We start from the raw sequence: 1,035 nt of genomic DNA, 5'->3' as shown, positions 1-1,035 counted from the left end.
CAGTATTTACTCGAGTTTTTTCAGTGGCAGCTGCCTCACGTATGCCGGTATCAGCAGCAGTAAACTCGCTACGAATAACGCCGCGGTCAGTAGCAGCCTCACCCAATGCAGTATTTACTCGACCATCTAAAGCAGTTACATCTAGATTAGTAGCATTGAGCTGTTGACCAGTTACCGCTTCTGTTGAAGTATCACTTAAGGTAGCATCTTGCAGATTACTAATCTTAGTGCCACTAGTACCCGCAAGAGTAATGGTGTCTTTGGCGACGCTATCATAGATTACAGCCCCAGCATTTAAACTGCCTAGGCCTGATTTTAAGGTAGTAATATCATCAGTATTGCCCGTTATTCTATTACTTAATCCCGTATCAGCAGCAGCAAACTCGCTACGAATAGCACCGCGGTCAGTAGTAGCCTCACTCAATGCAGTATTTACTCGAGTTTTTTCAGTGGCAGCTGCCTCACGTATGCCGGTATCAGCAGCAGCAAACTCGGTACGAATAACACCACGATCAGTAGTAGCATCATTCAACCCTGTCGACACTCGACCATCTAAAGCAGTTACATCTAGATTAGTAGCATTGAGTTGTTGACCAGTTACCGCATCCGTTGAAGTATCACTTAAGGTAGCATCTTGCAGATTACTAATCTTAGTACCGTTAGGGCCGCCCGCTAAAGTAATACTGTCTTTAGAGATACCATCATAAATCACAGCCCCAGCATTTAAACTGCCTAGGCCTGATTTTAAGGTAGTAATCTCATCAGTATTGCCCGTTATTCTATTACTTAATCCCGTATCAGCAGCAGCAAACTCAGTACGAATAGCGCCACGGTCAGTAGTAGCATCACCCAATGCAGTATTTACTCGAGTTTTTTCAGTGGCAGCAGCATCACGTATACCGGTATCAGCAGCAGTAAACTCGCTACGAATAACGCCGCGGTCAGTAGTAGCCTCACCCAATGCAGTATTTACTCGAGTTGTTTCAGTGGCAGCGGCATCACGTATACCAGTATCAGCAGCAGTAAACTCGCTAC

Annotated in this window: 1 pseudogene; it reads right to left on the bottom strand. The window is 45.2% G+C overall.

What is annotated here, in order from left to right:
• Nucleotides 1-1,035 (bottom strand): annotated as a pseudogene (locus tag ACZ2XM_RS15375) (ESPR-type extended signal peptide-containing protein); the annotation flags it as partial.

This window comes from Psychrobacter sp. CoH-33_TS_01 (genome assembly GCF_058189395.1).
The sequence above is the reverse complement of the archived record's forward strand: the minus strand, read 5'-3'. Positions and strand labels throughout refer to the sequence as shown.